This is a genomic window from Methylobrevis pamukkalensis, assembly GCF_001720135.1.
In the GTDB taxonomy this organism is placed as follows: domain Bacteria; phylum Pseudomonadota; class Alphaproteobacteria; order Rhizobiales; family Pleomorphomonadaceae; genus Methylobrevis; species Methylobrevis pamukkalensis.
This window is the reverse complement of the sequence record NZ_MCRJ01000025.1, coordinates 20334-37412: the sequence shown is the minus strand read 5'-3', so window position 1 is coordinate 37412 and position 17079 is coordinate 20334. Positions and strand designations below refer to the sequence as shown.

The following is a 17079-nucleotide window of genomic DNA, read 5'->3' as shown; positions in this document are numbered from 1 at the left end:
GGGTCGCACGTTCGAGAGCCCGGACGACTTCCTCGATCTGCCCGCACGGCAGTGGACCGAGATCGCGGTGATGCTCGATCCGGACGAGCCGCGATTCTACATCGACGATGTGCTGATGGCGGTTCATCCCGAGGGGGCGTCGCAGATCAGGCTCCGCGCCGTGGCGGGGCCGCTTCTGATCGCGCGGATCGCGATCGAGCGTCGCAGCGCGACGGAACTGCCCGATCTCGGCCCGATGACCCCGGCCGGCCCGACGCCCTACCGATACCGCTGGGAGACGCATCCGCACAGCATCTACCAGATGATGCTGCGAGCCCATCTGACCGTCGAACTCGCAGACCACCATCCTGAGGCCCTGGCCCTCGTCCCGCGCATCCGGGCCATTGCCGGACGCCTCCTCTCCGCCGTTGCAAGCTGGCCCATCTGGCACCCCTCTCAGCGCGACGTGCCGGGCAAGGACGACTGGGACTGGAACAACTGGTCCAACGGCCTCACGGGCGGCATCCTCGCGCTCTGTGCGTCGATCCTGGACCGGGAGACCGATGACAGGCTCCGGCAGATCTTCACGGAGCGGCAGACCCGCTGGATCGCATCCCGGGCCTTTCCAACCTTCCGGCACTGGCTGCGCCGCTCGACCAACCACGGCATCGTCATCCTTGCGTCCCACCTGATCGGCGCGAGCATCTTCGGCCTCGAGACGCAGCCCGAGAATGCCGACGCCGAGACGAAGCTTGTCACCGTTCTCGAGGGCAGCCTGCAGGACGGGAGCTACATCGAGGGGCTCGACTACTACCGGTTTGCCGTCGAGCACGTCTTCACCGCGATGTGGGTGCTGGCGCGTGCCGCAGGCTCGGAATGGCCGACCTACGCGGCCGAGCGGCTCGGCTTCATGCGGCCGGTCCCGAAGTTTCTCGTCGCCGGAACCGCCGCCTCCGGCAAGCCCTGGGCGGCGTTCGGCGACAACCATCTCAGGCACTGGAACAGGACGTCGAGCCTGCGCTTTGCCGCCGCGATCGGCGGCCTTCCGGAGGGTGCGTTCCATCTGCCGCTGCGGCCGCGCCCGGTCGAAGCCAACGCCGTTCTTGCCCGGCAGCTCGATCCCCTCCCGGCCTTTCGGCCGAGCAAGGTCGGCAGCCGACTCACCACATTCGAGGCCAACGAACTGGCCGTCGTCGAATTCTTTACCGACGGTCGCCGGTCGGGCGGCCTGTTCGTGGCCGGATCGACCCATCAGACGACGCACAATGCGCGGCACGACTGCGGCGGCTTTGCCTTCGAGGTCGATGGCAAGCCTGTGGTGTCGATCCATCGACGCGAGGGCTTCGACGGCGCCAATTGCGTCGCCCCCCTCCGCGATGGCCTGATCGTCGCGCCGTCGCTGCGGCGAAGTTCCAGCGGGCATCTCTCGGGCCTGTCGCTGGAGAAGGGCGTGCACCTGATCCGCACGAGCTACACACCGAGCCGCAGCGAGCGTCAGGATTTCGGGCTGGCGCTGGTCCGGCGCCTGTTCGTGATCGTCCGCGACCCGGTGCCCCGGCTGTTCATCCTCTCGTCCTGCAAGGTCGATGCGGGCTTCGATGCGGCCTGCACCTTTCATGTGGCGCGCCACGGCGACTATTCGGTCTCGACCTTTGATGCGGACACCGGCGCCGAACTCCGTCCCACCCTCCAGCGCGACCTCACGGTCTTCGTGCCGTCGGCCCCGGCTCGCCCGGTTCGCCGCTTCATCTCCTGCATCCTGCCGGCGGGCGATCGGTCTCCGGCGATCTGGCGGAAGGATGGTCTGCACCTGACGGCCCTGCCCCATGTGCCGGTGATTCCCCTGCGGGACAATCTCGCGTGGCCTGAGGCTGCGGGCGCGTCCATCGGAGCGGGAGAGCATGCCGACGAGGCCGGAGTCGAGGCTGACGCGCGCTGAGGATTCGGTGAGGACCGGTCTCATCCACCCCTGTCGCCGTCGCTCGGGACGCGGCATTGCTGCTGCGCCAGGCGCGCGAACAGCAATTTTGCCGGAGTTCCGCCCCCTCGGCGGGCCGCGGAAAAATCTCCCAACACGGCGCTTGACTAGTTCGCGGTCCTGTCATACTCAAGCGCCACGCCAGCGGTGACACACCGCACGGCGGCGAGCGGGGGTGTAGCTCAGTCGGTTAGAGTGCCGGCCTGTCACGCCGGAGGTCGCGGGTTCGAGCCCCGTCACTCCCGCCATTTTCTTCCCTGATATCAGGAAGATGCGAAACAGACTTCGAGCCATGCTTGAAGGCTGGTTTTTGCATGTCTGGATCCTGCCGCAGACATGCGCGCCGTCCGTGGCCAACAAGCCGCGGTGCCCGACCTGCGTGGTCGGCGACCTTCCGGCGGGCTGTCGCCGGGGCGGCGGAGGCCGCCGCGGCCGGCCCGGTCTGCCCGGGCCGGAACCGCTGCCTCCCGGTCAGGGGCGCGCGCGCGAATCGGCGATCGCCTGCTTCAGCCCCGCCGCGTCCATCACGCCCGGAAACACGAAGCTCTCGACCACCAGCGCCGGCGTACCCGGAAAGCCGAAGCGTCGCCCTGCTGGCCGTTGCGGGCAAGATGCGCATCGATTTCCTTGCCGTGGCGTTCGAGATCGGCGCGCAGGCGCGCCAGATCGAGACCGGCCCCTTGCAGCACCTTCTCCACAACCGCCTCCGAGAGCTTGCCCTTGTGCTCCATCAGGCTCTCATGGGCGCGGGCGTAGCCGCCCTGAAAGGCCGCTGCGAGAGCCATGCGCGCGGCATGCTCCGACACAGGGCCGAAGATCGGCCACTCCTTCATCACCAGCCGGACCTTGCCGTCGTCGTTGACCACTTTCATCAGCTCGGGCCGCATCTTCTTGCAGTAGCCGCACTGGTAGTCGACATACTCGACAATGGTGACATCGCCGTCCGGGTTTCCGAGCACCGGCGCCGCGGGATCGCGCAGCACCGCCTCGCGCGTCAGCCCGCCGCCGGTGGCCTGCTGGGCCGCTGCCGGCAGGACCGGGGCGGCAGCGAGGGCAAGCGCGACGAACAGGGCAGCAAGGGTCTTCATCAGGGGCACATCCTTCGGGTTGGTTGCCCCGTCATAGGACGATGCCGGCCGGAGGGCCATTCACAAGCAGGTCAGCGGAGATCCGGCCGGAGCGGCCCGGCGCTCATCTCCACCTGACGCGGCGCCTTGTCAGGCGCGTCGTCACAGCCGAACGGATGAAGGCGGCCGCGCGCGGCACGAGCCGCAGTGAAAGATTTCGGTGAGAGGGCTCAGGGCGTTGCCGGGCACGGCGATGGTGGGCGGTGAGAGACTCGAACTCCCGACATCCTCGGTGTAAACGAGGCGCTCTACCAACTGAGCTAACCGCCCCTGCCCCAACGTCGCATGCCCTTTGGGGACGGGTGACACCTTCCGGCATCCCGTGCCGGCGACCTGAAGCCCCGCAGCGCCAGGACCCGCATCCGTTTATGCGCTCGCCGTCGGCCACGCAATAAAAAAGGATGGCACCCGTGGGGTGCCATCCGTACCGGACGGGCAACGGTGCCCGTGCCGGACATCTTGCAGGAGATCGACCCCGATCCGCCGGCGCCACGAGCCGATTTCCGGCCGGGGAGCGCGCGCGACGCGGGGCGCGACGCCTCAGCCGTTGACCGCGTCCTTGAGGCCCTTGCCGGCGCGGAACTTCGGCTGCTTGGAAGCCGGGATCTGGATCGTCTCGCCGGTCTGGGGATTGCGGCCCTCGGTCGCGGCACGCGAGGTGACGACGAAATTGCCGAAACCGACGATGCGAACCTCGTCGCCCGTCTTCAGCGATTCCGTGATCGCATCAAACAGGGCGTCGACGGCCTGACCGGCCTGGGCCTTGGTCAGCGTGGCCTTTTCGGCGACCTGGGCGATCAAATCGTTCTTGTTCATCCTGAGCATTCCTTTTGTCGTTTGTGAAGGGGCCGGGCCCCCCGGCCGGCCTGCACCTCGCCGGCGACACTCATCAGAAACGGACCGAAATGCAAGAGGCGAAACCGAAATTTTTCCCGGATTTCCGCTGATTCAGCACAAAAACAGCTTCGCTCCGAACGGGCGTTTCATATCGCTCCGATCGTCAACGGTTCATAAACCAGCCGTGATTTGCCCGCCCCTGCCCCTTGACGGGCGACAGCAAAAAGGGCCCGGACAGTGTCCGGGCCCTCTTGTGCCGTAGCAGGACCGCATCGGTCAGTGGGCGACAACGCTGCCGCTGTCCTCGTCCACCACCACGGGGGTCGCCGTCGTCACCGCCGGCTCCGTCCAGGTGATGGGCTCGGGAACGCGCACCAGGGCATGGCGCAGCACCTCGTCCATCCGCGCGACCGGAACGATCTCGAGACCGCTCGTCACGTTCTCCGGGATGTCCGCCAGATCCTTGGCGTTCTCCTCGGGGATCAGCACCTTCTTGATGCCGCCGCGGTGGGCAGCCAGAAGCTTCTCCTTGAGGCCGCCGATCGGCAGCACCCGGCCGCGAAGGGTGATCTCTCCGGTCATCGCCACATCCTTGCGGATCTGGATGCCCGTCATCACCGACACGATCGTCGTCACCATCGCGATGCCGGCCGACGGACCGTCCTTGGGCGTCGCGCCTTCCGGCACGTGCACGTGGATGTCCCTGCGGTCGAACAGCGGCGGCTCGATGCCGAAGTCCACCGCCCGCGAGCGGACGTAGGAGGCCGCAGCAGAGATCGACTCCTTCATCACGTCCTTAAGGTTGCCCGTCACCGTCATCTTGCCCTTGCCGGGCATCATGACGCCTTCGATCGTCAGCAGCTCGCCGCCGACCTCGGTCCAGGCAAGACCCGTGGCCACACCGACCTGATCCTCGCGCTCGGCTTCGCCATAGCGATAGCGCGGCACGCCGAGGTAGGTCTCGACCGTCTCGGGCGTGATCTCGACCGTGGTCTTGCCCTCGGTCATGAGGATGTCCTTGACGGCCTTGCGGGCCAGCGAAGCCATCTCGCGCTTGAGATTGCGCACGCCCGCCTCGCGGCTGTAGCGGCGGATCACGTGCCGGATCGCCTCGTCGTCAACGGTGAACTCGCCCGGCCGCAGGCCGTGGTCCTTCACCGCCTCGGGGATGAGGTGGGTCTTGGCGATCTCGACCTTCTCGTTCTCGGTGTAGCCGGCGATGCGGATGATCTCCATCCGGTCCATCAGCGGCGCCGGGATGTTGAGCGTGTTCGCCGTGGTCACGAACATCACGTCCGAAAGGTCGTATTCAACCTCCAGGTAGTGATCCATGAACGTCGAGTTCTGCTCCGGATCCAGCACCTCCAGCAGCGCCGACGAGGGATCGCCGCGGAAATCCATGCCCATCTTGTCGATCTCGTCGAGCAGGAAGAGCGGGTTGGACTTCTTCGCCTTCTTCATCGACTGGATGACCTTGCCGGGCATCGAGCCGATGTAGGTGCGGCGATGCCCGCGGATCTCGGCCTCGTCACGCACGCCGCCGAGCGACATGCGGACATATTCGCGACCCGTTGCCTTCGCGATCGACTTCGCCAGCGAGGTCTTGCCCACGCCGGGCGGGCCGACGAGGCAGATGATCGGACCCTTGAGCTTGTTCGCGCGGCTCTGCACCGCGAGATACTCGACGATCCGCTCCTTGACCTTCTCGAGACCGTAGTGATCCTCGGCCAGCACCTGCTCGGCGTAGGCGAGGTTGTTGCGCACCTTCGAGCGGTTCTTCCACGGGATGCCGAGCAGCCAGTCGAGGTAGTTGCGCACCACCGTCGCCTCGGCCGACATCGGGCTCATCTGCCGCAGCTTGCGCATCTCGGCCGTCGCCTTCTCGCGGGCCTCCTTGCTCAGCTTGGTCTTGGCGATCCGCTCCTCGAGCTCGGCGAGTTCGTCCTTGCCGTCCTCGCCGTCGCCGAGTTCCTTCTGGATCGCCTTCATCTGCTCGTTGAGATAGTACTCGCGCTGGGTCTTCTCCATCTGCCGCTTGACGCGGCTGCGGATGCGCTTTTCCACCTGCAGGACCGAGATCTCGCTTTCCATCAGCGACAGCACCCGCTCCAGACGCTCGGTGACCGAGGTCAGGGCGAGGATCTCCTGCTTTTCGGAGATCTTGATCGCGAGATGCGAGGCGATGGTGTCGGCAAGCTTGGAATAGTCCTCGATCTGGGTGATCGTTCCAAGGACTTCCGGCGAAACCTTCTTGTTGAGCTTCACGTAGTTGTCGAATTCGGACAGGACCGAGCGTGCCAGCGCCTCGACCTCGACCTCGTCGGACGGTTCGTCGGAGATGCGGACGGCATCCGCCTCGAAATATTCCTCGCGCGGCAGGTAGCGATCGATCCGGGCACGGGTCGAGCCTTCCACCAGCACCTTGACGGTGCCATCGGGGAGCTTCAGCAGCTGCAGCACGGTGGCGAGCGTGCCGACCGGATAGATCGCGGACGGCGCAGGGTCGTCCTCGGCGGCGTTCATCTGGGTGGCGAGCAGGATCTGCTTGTCGTCGCCCATCACCTCCTCGAGCGCGCGGATCGACTTCTCGCGGCCGACGAACAGCGGCACGACCATGTGGGGGAAGACCACGATGTCGCGCAGCGGAAGAACGGGATAGGTGCCCTTTTCGAGACCGGAGGGGGAGGTGTCGGTCATCGGTCGTGTTTCCTTTTTCCTGGCCCGCCGCGTTTCGATGTCGGGAGACAACATCGACCGCGACGGCCGACGCGGATCGCCGTGAACAGCGGGGCCGTTCGACGGGGCGCCGGATATGACGGAAAACGCAATACGCTGGCGGCTCCGGGCGGGGCCGCCGTGGCGGGCGCCCTCCGGCCTTGCGGCCCGGAGGACGTCCCCTCACATCTTGCGCTCCTTGCGGCGCATCCTACCAGATGTGCCGCAGGGAGCCGGCTTTCAAGAGCAGGCGACCGTGGCCGTTCAGGCCGTCGCCTCGGTCTCCCCGACGCGGTCCGCGTAGATGTAGAGCGGACGCGCCTTGCCATCGACCACTTCCGGGCTGATGGCGACTTCACGCACCCCGTCGAGGCCCGGAAGCTCGTACATGGTGTCGAGCAGGATGGCTTCCATGATCGACCGCAGGCCACGGGCGCCGGTCTTGCGCTCGATCGCCTTGCGGGCGATGGCACGCAGCGCCTCCTCGTGGAACGTGAGCTCCACGTCCTCCATCTCGAACAGGCGCTGATACTGCTTCACCAGCGCGTTCTTCGGCTCCGACAGGATCGTCACCAGCGCGGCCTCGTCGAGGTCCTCCAGCGTCGCCAGAACGGGCAGACGGCCGACGAACTCGGGAATGAGACCGAACTTGAGCAGATCCTCGGGCTCGACCTTGGCGAACAGCTCACCGGTGCGGCGATCCTCGGGCGCGACCACCTGGGCGCCGAAGCCGATCGAGGTCGACCGGCCGCGCTGGGAGATGATCTTCTCGAGGCCGGCGAAGGCGCCGCCGCAGATGAACAGGATGTTGGTGGTGTCGACCTGCAGGAATTCCTGCTGCGGATGCTTGCGCCCGCCCTGCGGCGGCACGGAGGCGACGGTGCCTTCCATGATCTTCAGCAGCGCCTGCTGGACGCCCTCGCCCGACACGTCGCGCGTGATCGACGGGTTGTCGGACTTGCGGCTGATCTTGTCGACCTCGTCGATGTAGACGATGCCGCGCTGCGCCCGCTCGACATTGTAGTCGGCCGACTGCAGCAGCTTGAGGATGATGTTCTCCACGTCCTCGCCCACGTAGCCGGCTTCCGTCAGCGTGGTGGCGTCGGCCATGGTGAAGGGGACGTCGATGATGCGCGCGAGCGTCTGGGCGAGCAGCGTCTTGCCGCAGCCGGTCGGCCCGATCAGCATGATGTTCGACTTCGCCAGCTCCACGTCCGTGTTCTTGGCGGCGTGGTTGAGGCGCTTGTAGTGGTTGTGGACCGCGACGGACAGGACCTTCTTCGCCTGCCCCTGGCCGATCACGTAGTCGTCGAGGACCGCGCGGATCTCGCCCGGCGTCGGAACGCCGTCGCGCGACTTGACGAGGTTCGACTTCGACTCTTCACGGATGATGTCCATGCAGAGTTCGACGCATTCGTCGCAGATGAAAACGGTCGGTCCGGCGATCAGCTTGCGGACCTCGTGCTGGCTCTTGCCGCAGAACGAGCAATAGAGCGTGTTCTTCGACTCGCCGCCGCTGACTTTGGTCATCAATCGGTTCCTGCTCGGTTGTCGGGCGTTTCCGCCCGCGCTCGTCCGGCTGTACGCGGGAGCGGCGGCGCCGTCTCCTCGCGTGTGCGACACCCGGATCTCGTGCCCAACCCTATACCCGATACAAATCACCCAGAGAGGGAGGAGATCATGTTGGGGTCCTAGGGATCAATATATACTTAACGATCGTCGTTGCCATGGCAGACCCCGCATTCCTGCGTAGCGGCCATGCGTCACCCCGGTGCCGGACCGCGTGTCGGCCGGCATCGGGACGGGCATGACGCCGCCCGGCCCCATGCAAGAACGATGCGCTGTCAGGCCTCAGCCCGCCGCCTCGGCCTCGAGCGCCGCACGAGTCTCGATGACCTTGTCGACGAGGCCGAATTCCCTGCCTGGTCGGCGGTCATGAAGTTGTCGCGCTCCAGCGCTTCCTCGATGGAATCGAGCGCGCGGCCGGTGTGCTTGACGTAGATCTCGTTCAGGCGGCGCTTGAGCTTCAGAATCTCCTGCGCGTGCAACATGATGTCGCTCGCCTGGCCGCGGAAGCCGCCCGACGGCTGATGCACCATGATCCGGGCATTCGGCAGCGAGAAGCGCATGTCCTTCTCGCCGGCCGCGAGCAGGAGCGAGCCCATCGAGGCCGCCTGGCCGATGCAGAGCGTGGAGATCTTCGGACGGATGAACTGCATCGTGTCGTAGATCGCCAGGCCCGACGTGACGATGCCGCCGGGCGAGTTGATGTAGATCGCGATTTCCTTGGTCGGATTTTCCGCCTCGAGGAACAGCAGCTGTGCCGAAACGAGGGTCGCGACGGTGTCCTCGATCGGACCCGTGATGAAGATGATCCGCTCCTTGAGGAGACGGGAGAAGATGTCGTAAGCCCGCTCGCCGCGATTCGTCTGCTCGACCACCATCGGCACCAGCGAGCTGGCATAGAATTCGACCGGATCCCTCATTCTTTCCTCGAATTTCTGTGGCCGATCCGCGACGCCGGTCCGGCTCGTCATCCAACTGTCGTGCGTCGGATCGTTACATCCCGCCGCCGCTCTTGGCTATCCCGAAGCCCTAAATATTGCGTGCAGCCGCCACTTGAAAGGGCGCGCAGGGCTGCAATGCGCACGCCCGAGAGATCGAGTCAGCAGGATGACGCCTGCACTTTGTGCAGCACAGAAATACGGCATCGACACTTTCGCAGGTCCGGAAACATGCTAGTCTCGTATTCCAGCGGGGTGATGAGAGATGCATCCGGCCGACCCTGCCGGAGGCCGTCACGCCCGGATCTGTTCCGGAGGTGCGATGCGATACCTTCCTGTTTCAGTCACGGCCGCCCTGCTGGCGGCAGTCCTCGTCCTCACGCCGGCGCAGGCGCAAGAGCCCGGGACCCAGGAGGCAGCGGCGATCCAGGGCGTGATCACCGCCCAGATCGACGCCTTCAGATCCGACGACGGCGCACGAGCGTGGTCCTTTGCCACGCCGATGCTGCAGAAGCAGTTCGCCGATCCCGACACGTTCATGACCATGGTCAAGGGCGGCTACAAGCCGGTCTACCGCCCGAAGTCGGTCGTGTTCGGCCGGCTGCGCGACGTGCCGGGCGGGCTGGTGCAGGAGGTGTTCGTGGTCGGCCCCGACGGCACCGACTGGACGGCGCTCTACGCGGTCGAACAGCAGGCCGACGGCAGCTGGCGGATCTCCGGCTGCCGGCTTGTGGAACAGCCGCGCCTCTCGGCCTGAGCCGACACGGCCTCACCGGAGGGACGCTCAGACGGCGGCGATGTCGCCGCGCGCCCAGCCGGCCTTGGTCTCCGCCACGAAGTCGGCATAGCGCCCGGCCTCGATCGCGTCGCGGATGCCCTGCATCAGGCTCTGATAGTAGGCGACATTGACCCAGGTCAGCAGCATCGCGCCGAGCGCCTCCTCGGCGCGCACCAGATGGTGCAGATAGGCGCGGGAATAGTCGCGCGCCGCAGGGCAGTCGCTGGCCTCATCAAGCGGACGCGGATCCTCCGCATGGCGCGCATTGCGCAGGTTGATCCGCCCGAAGCGGGTGAACACCTGGCCATGGCGGCCGGCCCGGGTCGGCATCACGCAGTCGAACTGGTCGACGCCGCGCGCGACACTCTCGACGATGTCGTCCGGCGTGCCGACGCCCATCAGGTAGCGTGGCCGGTCCTGCGGCAGCAGCGGGCAGACGATGTCCAGCATCTGCAGCATCACCGCCTGCGGCTCGCCGACCGCAAGGCCGCCGATCGAGAAGCCCTCGAAGGGCATCGCCGCAAGTTCGCGCGCCGAGGTCGCCCTGAGCTCCGCGTCGTCGCCGCCCTGGACGATGCCATAGAGCCCCTGCCCCTTGCCCGGCCCGCCCATCGCCTCGAACTTCGCGCGCGAGCGCGCCGCCCAGCGCAGCGACAGCTGCATCGCCCGGTCGATCTCCTTGCGCTCGGCCGGCAGGCGGATGCACTCGTCCAGCTGCATCTGGATGTCGGACCCGAGCAGGCCCTGGATCTCCACCGACCGCTCCGGGGTCATCTCGTGGCGCGAGCCGTCGATGTGGCTGCGGAAGGTGACGCCGGTCTCGGTCAGCTTGCGGATTTGGGCCAGCGACATCACCTGGAAGCCGCCGGAATCGGTCAGGATCGTGTGCGGCCAGCGCGCGAACTCGTGCAGGCCGCCAAGCCTCGCCACCCGCTCGGCCCCCGGCCGCAGCATCAGGTGATAGGTGTTGCCGAGGATGACGTCGCGCCGGTGGCGCGCACGTCGTCCATGAACATCGCCTTGACGGTGCCCTGCGTGCCGACCGGCATGAAGGCCGGCGTGCGCACCTCGCCGTGCGGCGTCGTGATCGTGCCGCGGCGGGCGGCGCCGTCGGTGGCGAGGAGGTCGAAGGCAAAGGGTGCGGTCATCGGGTCTTCAGCCGTGCGTCGGGCGCGGGATGGAGCAGGCTCGCATCGCCGTAGGAATAGAAGCGATAGCCCGAGGCGATCGCATGGGCATAGGCGGCGCGCATGGTGTCCAGACCGCAGAAGGCCGAGACCAGCATGAACAGCGTCGAGCGCGGCAGGTGGAAGTTGGTCATCAGCAGGTCGACCGCACGGAAGCGGTAGCCCGGCGTGATGAAGATGTCGGTCGGCCCGGCGAAGGGACGGATCACGCCGTCCGCGCCCGCGGCGCTCTCCAGCAGCCGCAGGCTGGTCGTGCCCACGGACACGACACGCCCGCCCGCCGCCCGCACCGCGTTGAGCCGGTCGGCGACCTCCGGCGCGACCACGCCGATCTCCGCATGCATCTTGTGCGCGGCGGTGTCGTCGACCTTGACCGGCAGGAAGGTGCCGGCGCCCACATGCAGCGTCACGAAGGCGCTGCCAACGCCCTTGGCCGCAAGGGCATCCAACAGTTCGGGGGTGAAATGCAGCCCGGCGGTGGGCGCGGCGACGGCGCCCTCCTCCCGGGCATAGACCGTCTGGTAGTCGCGGCGGTCGTCGTCGTCTTCGGGGCGGCGCGCGGCAATATAGGGCGGCAGCGGAATGTGCCCGACCTCGACGAGGCCGAGATCGAGGTCCGGGCCCGAGCGGTCGAAGCGGAACTCCACCTCGCCCGCCTCGCCCCGCGCGGTCACGGTGGCGCCGAGCGGGGCGCCTCCGGCCGGTCCTCGCCGAACAGCACCCGGTCGCCGACGACGAGCTTGCGCGAGCCGCGCACGAAGGCCAGCCAGCGGTCGGGCGCCATCCGCATGTGCAGGGTGGCGCGACGCGCGGCCCCGGAACGCCGTCGCGGTGCCGTGTGCCCTCGAGCTGCGCCGGGATCACCTTCGTGTCGTTGAAGACGAGGATGTCACCGGGGGCCAGCAGCGACGGCAGGTCGCGCACCACCAGATCGGCAAGGCCGGCGGCCGGATCCACGTCGAGCAGGCGTGCGGCATCGCGCGGGCGCGCCGGCCGCAGCGCGATGCTCTCCTGGGGCAGATCGAAATCGAAAAGGTCGACGCGCAGCGGTCTTGTCCCGTTCGGGCGCGGTGCGCGCCGGTGAAGTCGGGCAGAGATAGGCCGCCCCGTCCGGCAGGATCAAGCCAAATGTCGCGATGGCTGCCGTGAAGCATCGCCGGCCGTGCCTGTCACGGCGCGAGGCGCCCCTCGACGGCGAGACGCCCGCCTTTGCCGACCCGGATCAGCACGATCTCGCCGGAGGCCGGATAGACGCCCGTCAGCGCGGTGATGTTGACCTGATGCGTGACCAGAACGGCCTTGGCTCCGGCAGCATCAAGGTCGCCGAGCCGGGCGCGCGCGGCGGCGGACTGCGCCGCCGCGCCACTGCGATCCGCAAAGAAGGAATTGAGGAAGGGCGCCGTCTCGACCGGTGCGACGCCCAGCCGCTCGGCAGTCTCGCGCGCCCGGCACCAGGCGCTGGTCAGAACCACGTCGACCGCGATGCCGGCCTCGTTCAGGCGCTCCCCGATCCGGGCAGCCTGCCGTCGGCCATCCTTCGAGAGATTTCGCTGGGTGGCGCAATCGGCGAGATCCATGTTGGCCGGATCGCCGACCCCCGGCGCGATCGCATGACGCATCAGGAGATGGATGCCCGGCTGCCGCGCGATCGCGATCACATCCTGGGCGCCGGCGACCCCAGGAACCGCCAGCGCCAGGAGCAGGGTCAGCACCCCTGCGAACGTCCTCATCGGGTTCCTTCCGAATTTGGGTCCGGGAATACGGAGCGCGATACGCATCGCGCTCCGGATCGGATCAGGCCCGTGTCAGGGCTTCGTGACCTTGGACCGGTTCTTCTTGGCGAGGATGTTGACCACCTCGACACCGGCCGAGAAGGCCATCGCGAAGTAGATGTAGGCGCGCGGGATGTGGAAGCCGATCGCGTCGGCGATCAGCGCCACGCCGATCAGCAGCAGGAACGACAGCGCCAGCATCTTGGTCGTCGGATGGGCGTGGATGAAGTTCGAGATCGGGCCGGCCGCGATATACATCACGGCGATGGCGATCACGACCGCCACGATCATCACCTCCACATGGTCGGCCATGCCGATCGCGGTGATGATCGAATCGACCGAGAAGACGAGGTCGATGACGATGATCTGGGCGATGATCGCCGCGAAGGCGGCCTGTGGGCCGCCCTTGCCGTGCTCCTCCTCGCCCTCGATGCCCTTGTGGATCTCCAGCGTCGCCTTGACGATCAGGAACAGGCCGCCGGCCATCAGGATGATGTCGCGCCATGAGACCGCGTGGTCGAAGACGGAGAACACCGGTGCCGTCAGGCCGATCAGGAACGACAGCAGCAGCAGCAGGATGATGCGGAAGATCAGCGCGAGGCCGAGGCCGATCTTGCGCGCCCGCTCCGCCGTTTCCTTGGGCAGCCGTCCCGTGAGAACTGAAATGAAGACGATGTTGTCGATGCCGAGAACGATCTCCATCACCGTCAGGGTCAGGAGACTGGCCCAGGCGGCCGGATCGGTCAGAAGGTCGAGCATGTCAGGAGGTCCTCGCCGCGAGTTCATTCCTCGCCAAAGCAGAAAGACTTCTGCGACGGGAGAATGTTCCGGACTCTTTCACGGCTGCCACGCCCGACCCTGATCGGATCGGATCGAACGACATTCCGGATCGAGACGACAAGGACTATCGCTGATCAGCGCCGAAGTTCAAGCACCTGCTGCACCGCAGCAACGGTCGCGAGATAGAATGTCGCAACCAGCAGCCCGACGGCGACCGGCAGGCTCGGCGAGAGGCCCGAGATCAGCGCGATGATCGCGCAGACCGACCAGATGGCGGACGCGACCAGCGTCAGCGGACGCCAGCGGATCACGCGCACCGGATGGACGAAGGCGACGGGCAGGAAGGTCAGCACGGCGAGGCCGAGCGTGACGGCGATCAGCACTTCCTGCGGCGGGCGGAACACGAAGAACAGGAACACCACACCATTCCAGACAGCCGGGAAGCCGCGGAAGGCATTGTTCTTCATCTTCATGCGCGTATCGGCAAAATACATCGCGCTGGTGAAGACGATCACGCCCGCAAGGGCCAGCGACACCGTGTTCGAGGCGAATCCGCCTGTGGCCAGCGCCATCGCCGGCAGGAACACGTAGGTGACATAGTCGACCACGAAATCGAGCGCCGCGCCGGAGAAGGACGGCAGGCGCGTCTCCACCTTGAACCGCCGGGCGATCGGCCCGTCGACACCGTCGATCAGCAGCGTGAAGCCGAGAAGCGCGAAGAACTTCGGCCAGTCCTGGGCATAGGCGGCGATGGCCGCCAGCATGGCCACGACGATGCCGCTTGCCGTGAAGGCATGGACGGCAAGTGCGATCAGCGTGTTCTGATGTTTTGTCACGATTGCCGCAGGCGTCAAAGTCTCGCTCCCGAGGTCGAGGCCCTGAGGCCTCCAAGCTATATGAACGCTTGATGACAGAAATACCAGCGCTCTTTCGCACGGCGCAAGAGGTACAGACCTGTGTCCACGACATGACACCTGCCTATATGTGTGCTCAGCCAGCAGTCCTGCCGGTGACCTTGGCGACGGCGTGCCGAGGGTCGCCTCCGGCAAGGACGGCCCGCGACGGGCCGTGTGGTGGCCCTCGCCGCTGCATGCTAGAGCCTCGTCGCGCCAGGCGCGGCGGCGGGTGACAATTCGAGCGGAGACCGGTCATGGATGAAACCTTCGACGTCATCGTGGTGGGCGGCGGCCCCGCCGGCCTCCTTGCCGGCCTTGCGATCGCTGGTGCAGGCCAGTCGGTCGCCCTCGTCGCTCCGCCTTCCCCGCCCGAGGATCATCGCACCACGGCGCTGCTCACCGGCTCGGTCGACCTGCTGAAATCCGTCGGCGTCTACGACGCGATCGCGCCCCGGACCGCGCCGCTGCGCGTCATGCGCCTGATCGACGGCACGTCCCGGCTGATGCGCGCGCCGGAAACCGCCTTCGAGGCCCGGGAGATCGGTCTGGAGTCCTTCGGCGTCAACGTCGCCAACCGCGTGCTGACCGACGCCCTCGACGCCGCGATCCGGGCCGATGCCCGCATCACCCGGATCGACCGGCCGGCCGTCGCCGTCGGTCTCTCGCCCCATGCGGCGCGCGTCACCACCGACGCCGGCACGATTTCCGGCCGGCTGGTGGTCGGCGCCGACGGACGCAATTCCCTCGTCCGCGAGGCAGCCGGCATCGCCGTCCGCCGCTGGTCCTATGACCAGGTTGCGATCGTCGCCAACGTCCTCCACACCGCGCCGCACGAGGACACCTCGACCGAACTCCACACCGAGACCGGCCCGTTCACCATGGTGCCGCTCGGCCCGAACCGCGTGGCGATCGTCTGCGTCGAGCGCCCGGACGTCGCGGCTCGCCTCGCGGCACTCGACGACGACGCCCTGTCGCAGGAATTCACCCGCCGCAGCCACTTCCTGCTTGGCCGGATGACCATGGACGGTCCGCGCCAGGCCTTTCCGCTCGCGGGCCTTGCCGCTTCCGCGCTCACCGGCGAACGCTGCGCCCTTGTCGGCGAGGCCGCCCATGCCTTCCCGCCGATCGCGCGCAGGGCCTCAATCTCGGCCTGCGCGACGTCGCCGATCTTGCGAAGGTGCTGGGCCGCGCCCGCAATCTCGGGCGCGATCCCGGCGCGGCGGAAACCCTGGCCGCCTATGGCCGGGCCCGCGGCGTCGATGTCGGCAGCCGCACGGTGGGGGTCGATCTGCTCAACCGCTCGCTCCTGACCGACTTCCTGCCGGTCCAGCTCGTCCGCAGCCTAGGTCTGGAGGCGGTGCGCAGCATCGCGCCGCTGCGCCGCCTTCTGATGCGCGAGGGCCTCGCCCCCGGCTACGGCAACCGGGCCAGCTGAGGTCAGCGGCCGAAGGGCGCGGTCGGCAGCAGGTCCAGGGTGATCAGGGTCAGCACGCCCGTCACCGTGAACACCGACAGCACCGTCGAGATCACGATCGCCGTCGCCGCCCGCGAGACGTAGACGTCATACTGCTGGGCCGCGACGAAGGTGGTCGCGGCGGTCGGCAGGCTGGCCATCAGCACCGCCGTCTTGATCCACAGCGGGTCGAAGCCGCCGATCCAGGTCAGCATCAGCCAGGCGATCAGCGGATGCAGGATCAGCTTGATGCCGACCAGCAGCGGCAGTTCCACCGGCATCCGTCCGATCGGCTGCAGCGCGACGGTGACGCCGAGCGCGAACAGCGCCGTCGGCGCCGCCGAGTTGCGCAGGAAGGTCACCATCGTCGCCAGACCGTCGGGAAGCTGGAAGTCGGTCGCGGCCGCCAGCACGCCGGCGAGCGTGCCGAGGATGAACGGGTGCAGCAGCACGCGCCGCAGCACGGTGCGGATCGTCTCGCGAAGGTTCATCTCCTCGGTGCCGCCGAGCGCCATCATCAGCGGCGTCAGCGTGAAGGCGAGCGTCACGTCGAAGCAGAAGATCAGCGCGGTCGGCGCGGCGGCGGCAGCGCCAAGGGCTGCCAGCGTCAGGCCCGGCCCCATGTAGCCGACATTGGCATAGGCCCCGACCAGGCCCTGGATCGTGGCGATCCGCAGGTCGCCCCGGCCGAAATAGCTGCCAACCGCGAAGGACAGCGCGAAGGCGGCATAGGTGGAGAAGGTGGTCGCGAGGATGAACGAGCCGTGCGCCAGTTCCTCGATCGGCGTCTTCGACATGATGTCGTAGAACAGCGCCGGCAGCGCGACGTAGACAAGGAAGAAGTCGAGCCAGGCGAGCCCCGAGCGCGGAATCTTCGCGATCTTCCCCGAGGCGAAACCGAGGAAGATCAGCCCGAAGAACGGCAGCGCCAGCGAGATGACCTGTGACATGGAACCTCGGACCGTGGAGCAGCGAGGGCGAGGGCCGGCGGGCCGCAGCCGTCGCCGACGCTGACGCCGAGGGGGCGGGCGATCGAAACTGCGGCTGGTAATCGACGCCGTAGACCGTTATCG

The 17079-nt window shown here is 67.3% G+C and carries 12 protein-coding genes, 2 tRNA genes and 3 pseudogenes; 5 read left to right on the top strand and 12 right to left on the bottom strand.

Features of this window, described 5'->3' with window-relative positions; translation table 11 throughout:
• Together A6302_RS22755 and A6302_RS06270 are read left to right on the top strand one after the other, a co-directional pair.
• On the top strand, positions 1–1918 hold a 1918-nt coding region (locus tag A6302_RS22755; protein WP_169833511.1), incomplete at its 5' end, for a hypothetical protein.
• Between the two features lie 210 nt (positions 1919–2128).
• Positions 2129–2205 (top strand) — tRNA-Asp (locus tag A6302_RS06270).
• A 276-nt stretch (positions 2206–2481) separates the two neighbouring features.
• Here A6302_RS06270 and A6302_RS06265 read toward each other — a convergent pair.
• The 6 genes and pseudogenes from A6302_RS06265 to A6302_RS06240 form a co-directional block, all read right to left on the bottom strand.
• A complete protein-coding gene (locus tag A6302_RS06265) occupies positions 2482–3045 on the bottom strand; it encodes a DsbA family protein (RefSeq protein WP_245293946.1) in 564 nt (187 codons plus the stop codon).
• A 233-nt stretch (positions 3046–3278) separates the two neighbouring features.
• Positions 3279–3354 (bottom strand) — tRNA-Val (locus A6302_RS06260).
• 270 nt (positions 3355–3624) lie between these two features.
• On the bottom strand, positions 3625–3900 hold the full coding sequence (locus A6302_RS06255) for an HU family DNA-binding protein (protein WP_069306322.1): 276 nt from the start codon (positions 3898–3900) through the stop codon (positions 3625–3627).
• Between the two features lie 297 nt (positions 3901–4197).
• Positions 4198–6618 (bottom strand): endopeptidase La, encoded by a 2421-nt coding sequence (gene lon / locus A6302_RS06250; RefSeq protein ID WP_069306319.1) that lies wholly within the window; start codon positions 6616–6618, stop codon positions 4198–4200.
• A gap of 282 nt (positions 6619–6900) precedes the next feature.
• On the bottom strand, positions 6901–8166 hold the full coding sequence (gene clpX / locus A6302_RS06245; RefSeq protein WP_069306318.1) for an ATP-dependent Clp protease ATP-binding subunit ClpX: 1266 nt from the start codon (positions 8164–8166) through the stop codon (positions 6901–6903).
• A 321-nt stretch (positions 8167–8487) separates the two neighbouring features.
• Positions 8488–9122: pseudogene (locus tag A6302_RS06240) on the bottom strand (ATP-dependent Clp protease proteolytic subunit).
• A 340-nt stretch (positions 9123–9462) separates the two neighbouring features.
• On the opposite strand from A6302_RS06240, the gene A6302_RS06235 reads away from it, so the two are divergent.
• Entirely contained in the window at positions 9463–9897 is a 435-nt protein-coding gene (locus A6302_RS06235) for a DUF4864 domain-containing protein (protein WP_069306317.1), read from the top strand.
• 27 nt (positions 9898–9924) lie between these two features.
• Here the strand turns inward: A6302_RS06235 and tgt are convergent.
• The 5 genes and pseudogenes from tgt to A6302_RS06210 all read right to left on the bottom strand — a co-directional run bounded on the left by tgt (position 9925) and on the right by A6302_RS06210 (position 14493).
• Positions 9925–11066 (bottom strand): annotated as a pseudogene (gene tgt / locus A6302_RS06230) (tRNA guanosine(34) transglycosylase Tgt).
• Positions 11063–12152, bottom strand: a pseudogene (gene queA, locus A6302_RS06225) (tRNA preQ1(34) S-adenosylmethionine ribosyltransferase-isomerase QueA). Before queA ends, tgt begins: the two co-directional pseudogenes overlap by 4 nt.
• A gap of 122 nt (positions 12153–12274) precedes the next feature.
• Positions 12275–12835, bottom strand: a complete 561-nt coding sequence (locus tag A6302_RS06220) for a histidine phosphatase family protein (protein ID WP_069306316.1) — start codon at positions 12833–12835, stop codon at positions 12275–12277.
• A 75-nt stretch (positions 12836–12910) separates the two neighbouring features.
• Positions 12911–13636: a TerC family protein gene (locus A6302_RS06215; protein WP_069306315.1), complete on the bottom strand. Its 726-nt coding sequence runs from the start codon at positions 13634–13636 to the stop codon at positions 12911–12913.
• Positions 13637–13791: 155 nt separating this feature from the next.
• The gene (locus tag A6302_RS06210; RefSeq protein ID WP_083255563.1) at positions 13792–14493 is read right to left on the bottom strand and encodes a CDP-alcohol phosphatidyltransferase family protein; all 702 of its coding nucleotides are present in this window, start codon (positions 14491–14493) and stop codon (positions 13792–13794) included.
• 314 nt (positions 14494–14807) lie between these two features.
• Between A6302_RS06210 and A6302_RS06205 the strand changes: the two genes are divergently transcribed.
• Both A6302_RS06205 and A6302_RS25670 read left to right on the top strand, forming a co-directional pair.
• Positions 14808–15863, top strand: a complete 1056-nt coding sequence (locus A6302_RS06205) for an FAD-dependent monooxygenase (protein ID WP_342586229.1) — start codon at positions 14808–14810, stop codon at positions 15861–15863.
• On the top strand, positions 15830–15988 hold the full coding sequence (locus A6302_RS25670; RefSeq protein WP_342586228.1) for a hypothetical protein: 159 nt from the start codon (positions 15830–15832) through the stop codon (positions 15986–15988). The genes A6302_RS06205 and A6302_RS25670 overlap by 34 nt, the downstream gene beginning before the upstream one ends.
• A 2-nt stretch (positions 15989–15990) precedes the next feature.
• Here A6302_RS25670 and A6302_RS06200 read toward each other — a convergent pair whose 3' ends face one another.
• Positions 15991–16956: an AEC family transporter gene (locus tag A6302_RS06200; protein WP_069306314.1), complete on the bottom strand. Its 966-nt coding sequence runs from the start codon at positions 16954–16956 to the stop codon at positions 15991–15993.
• Positions 16957–17079 lie beyond the last annotated feature (123 nt).